The sequence below is a fragment of the Candidatus Hydrogenedentota bacterium genome, assembly GCA_012523015.1.
Lineage (GTDB): Bacteria > Hydrogenedentota > Hydrogenedentia > Hydrogenedentales > CAITNO01 > JAAYBJ01.
The window spans coordinates 1-9,337 of record JAAYJI010000124.1; the positions used below are offsets into that span (position 1 = coordinate 1).

A 9,337-nucleotide genomic window follows, 5' to 3' on the forward strand; every position below is an offset into this window, starting at 1 on the left:
GGGACGGGCTACGCTCCGCGAAGGCATTGCAAGGGAGGACAGCCAAGGCCCTCATGTCACGCAAACAGGAGACACAGATTCCACCTTAAATTTGGCGGTCCGTGGTCTAAGAATGGGGTAAGGCGCAGAATTTGAGATTTCAAATAATGAATTAGGTTTTAAATGGCCTAGAGACGAAGAATGTAGAGACAGATTTAAATGTGTGGGTTTTGGTTTGCAATATGCTTTAAGAAGACAAATAAAGTTTTTTGGAAGCCCATCTTATTCTCAACAAAAAGGCTTGCCCATTACAAATGAATGGCGCTCTATTAGGCTCCAAGGAAAATGGAATACAGTACTTTGGAAAGAAGCCATCGCCTTTACCAGAGCATTGTTTGGCAGAGATGAGGCCTCTGATAAAGACAAACAGGCAGGTTTGATCGGGGTATCTCATGTTTACAAAGACGGAAACCAATCAAAAATTAAATTATTCGGCCACATCCCGGAAAAAGGCATGTATGATGGCAAAGTCTATAATTGGGATAAGGATAAAATTAAAAACTTTGTAATCACTGAATTTGAAAAAGACTTAAGAAAACGTGCACCAGGCTCTAGGAGGATAGAAAAATGACATTTGATTTTTGGGCATATCTAAAAACAGGCGGGTATGAAGAAAATCGTATTCTGAAAAGAAGCAAACTCACACTGCAAGTTATACTTGATGAGAATAAAGATGACGCCAAGCAGAAGGCACTGGCAACACCCGATCAACCGAATACTAAGCTCGATTGTTTTGATTGTCAAAATCTTTTTTTAAGAAATTGCACCTTACCTTGGAAATATAGCATTTCCATGGAATTTAAATGGGAACTTACCACACCTTGGTTTTCACGCGTTGAAAGCAATTTTGATGTTTTGGATAATCCCCTTTCGAGAGATCGACTCACTGGAAAACCAATGTTTAAAGCCTCGGGATTCAAGGGTGTTTTACGTCACGCTTCAGCTTTTTTCAAAAATGACTTCTCCAACTATGCTGATTTAATTAACTTTTGTTTTGGAGACGCCAACGATAGTGGCAACTCAGGGAATCAAGGAAAGGTCAAATTCGACAATGTGATTTTCGACAAAATTTCCTCTGATATAATCAGTCCCCATGATCGCAAACGCGGCGTTGCAGATCATCCTGTAGGATTTGAAATAGTGCCACAAGGAGCAACCGCACAAACAAGCGTCTTCATTTTTTCTAAAACTGAAAACGACCACAAACAAGGTATTCAAGCAGCCCTATTGCTGTTGAAATCACTGGAGTTCTTATTGACAGACTTGGGAATTTCCGCGAAACGCAGTATAGGATACGGTTTGGGAAAGTTAACTCAAATAAAGATCAAAACTGGCGCATCCATTGACTTAGGAAAAACTGGACACCAAAGCGAACTGTGCCGACCCTTTCCGGAAGATGAACCGGAAAAACCGGGGACAGCACCGAAGGCAAAAAATATCACAAAACATCCATCTGATTTTTTTGAAGATCTCGTCAAAGATGGGGAACTCATCTGCCCCCGAGAGAAAACTTTTGAAATACTGTGTGAAAAAAAACAATGGAAAGGAAATAAACTAAAAAAGTGGAAAGGAAATGATAGGGCGGGAGAAGAGTGGGATAAATGCAAACAATATCTAGAAAAGCAAAAAAGTTCTGAGTTTCAAGAGTACCAAAAAGAACTGAAAGAATACCAAAAGATCAAACAGAAACATGATTTGTGGGAGCAAGAGAAAAAAGCATGGGAGTCGAATCCCAAATACCTAACTAGCCTATGGATCTATGACACTTTTAAGACGGCAACAGAAAACATAGAGAAGCATTGTATTGAGGAGGGCAACCAATGAGTATGTTAGAAATTTTAAAAAACAACAAAAAAGCCATCCTTGCTGCAGAGTTGGGCGCATTTCTGCATGATTTAGATAAACTTCACCCCGACTTTTATAAAAACCTAAATAACCAATCAAAAGAAGAGAGCCAAAACAATTCTTTTAATCATACTGATGGCTCTAAAATAAAAATAAAAGTTTTAGAACAAATTGGATTGATGGACCGTCTTAAATCCATACCCGTAACTTTAGAAAAAGAGGGTATTAATCCTATTATTTCAATTAATAAAGAAACAGGCTATGAGTTTACACTTCTATTCCCCGCTACAATTGATGTGAATGATGCTTTTATCTACCATCACGACAAAGAAGATGAGCCGAAGTCTCTATTGACATACCTGACCAGTGCAGGGCTGGGAGGGTGCGATGGAATAGACTCTGAGTTAGACAAAAACAATGCCAGATCGGAACAGAAAGGTATCTTTTATATTGACAGTCCTTTTGGATATAACGACTTTGGAATTGAAAATGATCCAATTGACTCTACAAAAGAAAAAACAGGTAAATGTATTCCTAATTTTGACGGGGCTGTCGCAGTTATAAAGAAATATATTTCACAATTTCTCGATAAACCCGATAAAACAAGACACAATATTTTGAAAGAGTTAAAACCCATTTATAGTAGGGGTTTAGGAGAAACTCGGTATCCCTGCAATGATGTAACTTTGTGGGCCCATTCCTATTCAGTTGCCTCTATGACAAAAGCTTTACTAGCCAAGGTTTTGCTTGAGACTTCTCTACCAAGTTGTTCAGCTACGACGAACTATAAACTTCCTGTTCGAAGTCATTCTTATAAAGAAAAAGAAGAATCGGAGAAACACTGGACAAACAAAAACTATACTGATTTTACTTTCATGAAGGTAACTTTCGATCGCGAATACCTTTGGTCTACAGCGGTAAAAGTTGGTGATATTATGGGTATGGCGGCGCACGTCACATGCCTACAAAAGAGACTAAAACGATTTGTAGAAACAGAGTTGCTTGTAGGAAATGAAAGTTATAGAGATCAAGAACGACAACTTTTCCTCATTCCACAGCTAGGAACATGGTTTGATGAAAAGGGGGAATCTATATTTCCCGAAAACATTCAAGAAAACTTCGAAAATACATTAAAAACCAAAATAAAACAATTTATAACAAGAGAATTGTCAGCAAACGAATCACGCGGAGATGAAAAAATCTTCGAGTTCTGTGAATTACCTTTTGCAGTCACTTTTGTCACAAAAGATGACGATAAGACCAGTTATAAAGAATTGGACGGTGTAACTAAACGTCTTTTGAGTCGGAGTAAATCTCTTTTAAATACCACAGCTATTTGTAAACAAGAAGCGTTGTACTTAACACAAGAAACCGTGACAGGCAAAGGGCGGTGTGACGTTTGTCGTATTCGCTATGCCAATCAATCGGCACAACGAGAACACCTTTGTATCGCTTGTCATTATCGACGACATGAATCAAGAGAACCTTCGGTAAAACACTTAACCTCTGAACTAGAGTCTTTAATTCCAAAGAAAAGCAATGAAAGCAGACTTGCTTTAATTTATATGGGATTCAATTTAACCCCCCTATATACCGGAACAATTTTTGACAAAGTATGTTGGAATGGAAAAGGGAAAAAAAATCCCAGCGCAGGTCGTTTATATCGTTCGTGGGAGGGTCTGCAAGAGTTTCTTGAATATTGTCGTGATAGGATTGCCGGAGAAGATAAACTCAGGAACAGAACAGAAAACAGAGAAACGGAAAAAGAAAATCCTATTGTCTTCCCAATCACGTCTATGAGATCTACCCCTGAGCGTATGGAATTTGTCATCCGTGGCAGCAGAGCTAGCAAAGTAATGACCGCCATCTATGACGAATATGAAAAGCGCTTTGGTAAATTTCGTGATTGCCTACCTTTTTCTATAGGTTGCATTTACTTCTATAAGAAATTTCCTCTTTATGTCGTGATGGAGACCGCTCGAGGAATGCGTAAAACTTTTATGAATACCCCCGCAAACAAAACAAATAATGGTTCAGGTATGAAAACCTATCGGGTGCAGAAAAAGATCAACGATAATCCCCAATTTACAACACTCTACCTTTCTGAAGTCGATAGTAATCTTTCAAGAATTATGAATAAAGGCATGCCTGCTTCTTGGGTAGAATGGGAAATATATAATAAACGCAGCAATGACAAAATTCGTAAAAATGATAACTTTCACTGTCAATTTAAATGTCTAAAAGATCCTAAAAACGAATCCAACACACCCTCAACAAAAAAAGACGAAGCATATACGAGCGAAGCCTTAACGAAAATAGGTAAAGAACATACGATTCTTGTTCAGGAGGGTTTCTTTGATTTTATTTTGGCGGAATCGGCCCAAACGCGAAATGCTTTTTCGTCCAAGGGACGGGCCCATCACATCCTTGGCGAACGACCATCCTACCCCGTGGGCACCGTACGTGACTTTGACCGCCTTTGGAAATTACTTACAACACTGCATATAAGCCAAGTAAGTGCAATCGAAGGACTGTTGGTAGAAAAAATGCTGCTTTGGAGAGAAAAATGGTGGAAGGATCCCGAAACATCGAAAGCATTTTGCCGGTTGGTTTTATTTTCTCCCAACGCCTTTGGAAAACTCAATAAAAAGAATGAAAGTGACGCGGACAATTCAGATGAGGCGGTGCTTTTACGGGCTGCGTGGAACGGCCTTCTGTTGGATGTAATCGATTTGTATAAACACTTGGAAAATAAATAACCATCGAAAGGGAAAAGAAATGATAAACAAACCCAAACAATATTTTGCAATTGCTTTAGAGCCAATTCATGTGGGAACAGGTGGTCAACGGCTTGGCCGGGTTGACATGACGGTGGTTCGCGAACCGGTATCCAAAGTACCTTATATCCCCGGAACCAGTCTATCGGGAACATTAAAATATTTTGCTGATTTTACGCTCCGTGATAAAAATATAAAGGAAGAAATATGTGCTTCTACTCAGGGATCTAGACATAAAAACCATGACCATGAGGTATGCCCCATCTGCGTTGCCTTTGGCTATACGCCCCAAGATGAGGAGAGCGGCAAAGGTTCTGCACAAGGATTGCTTCACTTTAGCGATGCGCAATTGTTGGCAAGCCCCGTGAATACTGCAAATGGTCCAGTCTGGCTCACCTCTCCCAGTCGCCTTCATAACATTCTAGGAATTGGCGATGGCGGCGATTTCGATGAAGATACATTTACCTTACCGAAAGGGTTTGAAGATTTTACTGCAACAGCAGAAAAAGTCAATTTCGGCTGGGTTCTTTTGGATAAGAACAAAAATACCTTTAGCTCTGTAGACGAACTTAAAAAAGCCGGCATTGAAGAAAACTGTGCTTCGCGTTTTGTGGTGGTAGCTGAATGGCTTTTCAGTCAATTGGTTAATGACAATATGGAAGTGCGCACTTCTGTTGTTATTGATCCTGAAACCGGTGCGGCCAGTGACGGCGGCCTATTCACTTTTGAAGCAATACCTCGAGGCGCGATTTTCTCTTTCGATATTGTCGAACATGATTATTATGGACGCTGGAGTAGAATCCAATGGAACAATGGCGAAGAGAGCCCTCCTTCGGCGACAGACATGATCGAAGAATACAGTTTTGACGGTATCAAATTTATCGGGCTGGGCGGTATGACTACACGCGGTTTCGGATGTCTTGATATTAATCCCCGGGCCAATAAACAATAAAGGAATCCTATTATGATCAACCTTGATTATCTCGCTGCTAAATATGGTCAACAAATTGGTTTAGACGCGAAGGTCGAAGAAAAAACACTTTCTACGGCTTTAAATATTCTCCATGAACAAGGGATTTATGCACTCTTCCTTTGGCTCTATCAAAAAGCTGACGAACGCCGCACACTTGGAGTAGGAATCCAAAACCTTTTTAAAGACAAATATTGTCCCAAACAATTAGAAAATAACGAATCTATTTGGAGTAATAATAAGAAAGATGCCCTTGATACGGTGAGAAGCGTCTTTACCATAGATCTACGTACCATGTTTATAGCCAAAGATTTGATCAGTCTTACGTTGACCTATGCCCGACACGCGGCCAAAACACGTTCCGGCGAAGAAAACTGAGGAGGAAGCCCATGGGAAACGATAATCAACTTAACTGCTGGGAAATAAGCTTAGAATTGCTTAGCCCGCTGCAAGTGGGGATCGGTAATTTAGGTATGGTCGAGAAGACAGACCTTTATGTACCGAACCGCGTATTCCGCGGCGCCTTCACAAACAGCTTGGTAAGCTATTATGGAAAACAAAACAAAGAGACGTTCACGAAGGTAACCCAAGAACTGGGTCAATGGGGACGTGATTATGGTTGTGCCATCCATAAGGGTGAGCCAATAAATCCGGGCCAGTGTGGTGATTTCGAACAATATAGAAATATTTTCAGCTCTTTGTTCCTTTCCACAGATGAGTGTAAGACCGTGTGGCGCCCTCGATATGATCTTGAAACAAATGAACGAATATGGGTCAACGGCTCGACTGAAAAAACAGAGGCTGAGTTGCGTCAACTACTGAGCTTTACCGTGACCAGCACGGCTTATAGCCCATTGCATAAAGATATCAACGAAACGCTCCACGCCACGGATCTTATCACCCACCAATATCTCAGCGAGGATAAAAGCTTTAAGCCTGTTTATCTTAAGGGACAGTTTCTTCTGCCAAAACGCATCGAAGAATTAGACGTGGAACCAGACGAAAAAGTGCATCAGAATATTTTGAACCGAATGCGTCTGGGCGGCGGGCGCAAACAAGGATGGGGTCGTGTCCGTTGTGTGAAACTAGAACAAAAAGACTTCAATTCACAAAATCCTACGGCCCTGGATGAATTGCCGTATAAAGACAAGAAATATCGCTGGCTTCTTTCCCCGGATTTTAGGTGTACGTCTAATCCTAATGCCTATGGTCGTGCTTTTCTCAGCGTTTACCGTATTTATAAACCGGGCACAACGCAAACAGGCTTCGGTCAGAACTTTAGTAAAGGCGAACTTTGTTGGGAAGCCGGGTCTCTTATACCCGTGACGAACGAATAACATAGGAAACAGTACTTTTAAAAGACCGGTGATCGGATTTCTTTTCGGTCACCGGTTTTCTTATATAAGTCGACGTGGTGGGCGGAATAGGTAGGCCAGATATTTCACAGATATGCGTGGGTAGTCTTGGGTGTGGAAAGGGGCGCTTGTTGCACCGCCGCCAGATTCTTTTCTACCATGAGAGTATTAGAAGAAAACCCAGTTGTTTTCAATCATAGTGCCGCGACACCATTTTGCAGCTGAACGCACGCTCCCATTTCTTCACAAAAGTCATCTACGGATCGTAAGGGAACTTTATCGATGTAACGGCTATTCATGAGGCGTAACAACGCGGCATAATCCAATCTAAATTGAATGCTGTCCCCAATTTTTAGCCCGTCATCATGGTCTCCGAGATTTACCACAGTAAGATCACTGCTGGCGCCGGCTAATGTATACTCGGGATTAACGGGAGTCAATCCGGATATTTCAACATCCAATTGACCAACGCCCACCAAAGCGCGGTAGCCTCGCTGCCCTACCTGATTATCGCCGGTATTTTGTATCGTTGCAAAAGGTTCTATCCCACCGGTTTCTTGGGAGGGTTGCAAACTTTTTTCCTTGAGTTCGGCAATCTCCGCGTCCAAGAGAAAGACATCATTCCGAAACGACGGGAGCGTACCCCCTTGAACCAAATTGGTTCCTAGGAACAGTGCTTCCCCAATCCTGAAATGATTAATGCCTTTAGGCATTTTTCCTTCCATAAGCAACGGAAGTGCAGCGCTCGTTCCTGCGGAGATAATCGGTAATTTACAATTGAATTTAAGCTCCAGCAATTCACGATAGAGAACCAATTGCATGAGCTGATCCACATTGGGCACGACACCGGCCAGACAACCCAAATTTGCCCCAACCCCAAGCACCTCAATATGAGGCAATGTGAAGACAGACTTATAAAAATTAATAAGTGATCCGGGTAAGATACCTTCACGCAAATCTCCAAGCTCAATCATGATAACGACTTGGTGCTTGCGTTGATTGCGGCCGGCCGCGTCGTTTAACGCTTGAATAGTTGTTATTTCGCTATTCAGACTAACATCAGAGAGAGTCGCCACTTGATCAATGGCCGAAGGGCTGGGCACGCGCAAATACCAAGAGGTCACGTCGGGAACATCCTTTTGGATGGTCTTCAGATTGGAAAGGCGTGAATCCCCCACGCTGTTCATACCCATGGCAGCGAGGGCCTTCAAAACCTGACGGTTTCCACAAAGTACTTTTGTAACCAGCGTCCACTGGCTGCGGTGTTGGCGCATAAGCCCTTCAATAGCAAGGTAATTATGTAATAATGCATCATAATTAATAAGAAGCTGATTCACGAGTCCATCTCATTTCTGCGTAGTTGCTTTCAAAACCCAAGCGTTTGTATAGACGACGGGCAGGGTTATCATATTCCACATGCAGCTTAATATTTCCGGCGCATGTTGCTTGAGCACGTCGAATCAGTTGCGCCCCTAATCCCCTGCCGCGGGCTGCTTTATGTACCGCCACAAACAATAATAAATGCTCAGGTACATAACCGGTCATTCCTGTGTCCAGCATCACCAAAGCTCCGTGAAGGATTTGCTCTTCATAAAGGAGTAAAACAAAACCTTTCCGATTTGAATCATTATTCAACGCATAATCCAAACCTGCGCTGATATCATCGACGCTGTCTTCATAAGGTTTGAGATGCTCATGTAAAAATAACGCCAAGTCGTGACGTGATAGGGAAAGCGGAAAGTCTCTTTCATGACGGGCAATATAAATGCCGGATTCTAGTGTTTTCTTCTCTTTTGATTCAATTGATTCCTCTAAAGTCGTGTGGAGCAACATCTGGACAGAGGCAACAACACCATCCGGAACAGATAAATCCATTCTAAGCGATTCATCCAAGCTAGGGCTTTGATCATGATTCATCACTGCGGCAAGTTTCGACAACACCGAACGCACTTTAATCTGTTCGTCTTCGTCCATATCGTCAAGAAAATGAAGGAAGCGCTCTTGAAACAAAGGGGGCGATTTTTTTACGATTTCTAGACCTTTGTCAGTTAGAGTGAGGAAGATTTGTCGCTGGTCTTTCTCATTCCGAGAACGCTGCACATGACCCGCCTGTTCAAGACGGTCGACCAGGCTTGTAAGGGTCGCGTTACTTAGGCTGACTCGTTTTGCAAGCTTCCCAACGCTAATTTCTTTACCATTCTTTTGAATTTCCCGCAAAACGACCAGCTGCGGCGCAGTAATAGCGTGTTGTCGGTGGAGTGCTCGGGAATGAATACTCATTGCCTGCGTAATTTTTCGCAAATTTATTAAAATTTCGTCTGTAATCTCTTCTTTTTGATGGGACATAGCGA

The 9,337-nt window shown here is 42.0% G+C and carries 8 protein-coding genes; 6 read left to right on the top strand and 2 right to left on the bottom strand.

The window, feature by feature from the left end; translation table 11 throughout:
* Positions 1 to 202: 202 nt before the first annotated feature.
* From GX117_05315 to GX117_05340, 6 genes are read left to right on the top strand one after another with little or no spacing between them, the layout of a single operon-like run.
* Positions 203 to 610: a hypothetical protein gene (locus GX117_05315; GenBank protein NLO32763.1), complete on the top strand. Its 408-nt coding sequence runs from the start codon at positions 203 to 205 to the stop codon at positions 608 to 610.
* Entirely contained in the window at positions 607 to 1,863 is a 1,257-nt protein-coding gene (locus GX117_05320) for a hypothetical protein (GenBank protein ID NLO32764.1), read from the top strand. The genes GX117_05315 and GX117_05320 overlap by 4 nt, the downstream gene beginning before the upstream one ends.
* Positions 1,860 to 4,643 carry a hypothetical protein gene (locus tag GX117_05325; protein NLO32765.1) on the top strand — a complete coding sequence of 928 codons (2,784 nt, stop codon included), beginning with the start codon at positions 1,860 to 1,862 and terminating at the stop codon, positions 4,641 to 4,643. The genes GX117_05320 and GX117_05325 overlap by 4 nt, the downstream gene beginning before the upstream one ends.
* Before the next feature lie 19 nt (positions 4,644 to 4,662).
* A complete protein-coding gene (gene cmr4 / locus GX117_05330; GenBank protein ID NLO32766.1) occupies positions 4,663 to 5,613 on the top strand; it encodes a type III-B CRISPR module RAMP protein Cmr4 in 951 nt (316 codons plus the stop codon).
* 12 nt (positions 5,614 to 5,625) lie between these two features.
* Positions 5,626 to 6,009: a hypothetical protein gene (locus GX117_05335; GenBank protein ID NLO32767.1), complete on the top strand. Its 384-nt coding sequence runs from the start codon at positions 5,626 to 5,628 to the stop codon at positions 6,007 to 6,009.
* Positions 6,010 to 6,020: 11 nt separating this feature from the next.
* Positions 6,021 to 6,968, top strand: a complete 948-nt coding sequence (locus GX117_05340; protein NLO32768.1) for a hypothetical protein — start codon at positions 6,021 to 6,023, stop codon at positions 6,966 to 6,968.
* A gap of 212 nt (positions 6,969 to 7,180) precedes the next feature.
* Here the strand turns inward: GX117_05340 and GX117_05345 are convergent, their stop codons facing one another.
* Positions 7,181 to 8,323: an alanine/ornithine racemase family PLP-dependent enzyme gene (locus GX117_05345; protein NLO32769.1), complete on the bottom strand. Its 1,143-nt coding sequence runs from the start codon at positions 8,321 to 8,323 to the stop codon at positions 7,181 to 7,183.
* Positions 8,304 to 9,337 (bottom strand): GNAT family N-acetyltransferase (locus GX117_05350; protein NLO32770.1); only part of this gene is annotated, 1,034 nt, incomplete at its 5' end. The genes GX117_05345 and GX117_05350, both read right to left, overlap by 20 nt.

Bases quoted from the DNA above. Each gene is read 5' to 3' on its own strand.
- GX117_05325 (NLO32765.1), top strand. From the start codon at position 1,860: ATGAGTATGTTAGAAATTTTAAAAAACAACAAAAAAGCCATCCTTGCT.
- GX117_05320 (NLO32764.1), top strand. From the start codon at position 607: ATGACATTTGATTTTTGGGCATATCTAAAAACAGGCGGGTATGAAGAA.
- GX117_05340 (NLO32768.1), top strand. From the start codon at position 6,021: ATGGGAAACGATAATCAACTTAACTGCTGGGAAATAAGCTTAGAATTG.
- GX117_05335 (NLO32767.1), top strand. From the start codon at position 5,626: ATGATCAACCTTGATTATCTCGCTGCTAAATATGGTCAACAAATTGGT.
- cmr4 (NLO32766.1), top strand. From the start codon at position 4,663: ATGATAAACAAACCCAAACAATATTTTGCAATTGCTTTAGAGCCAATT.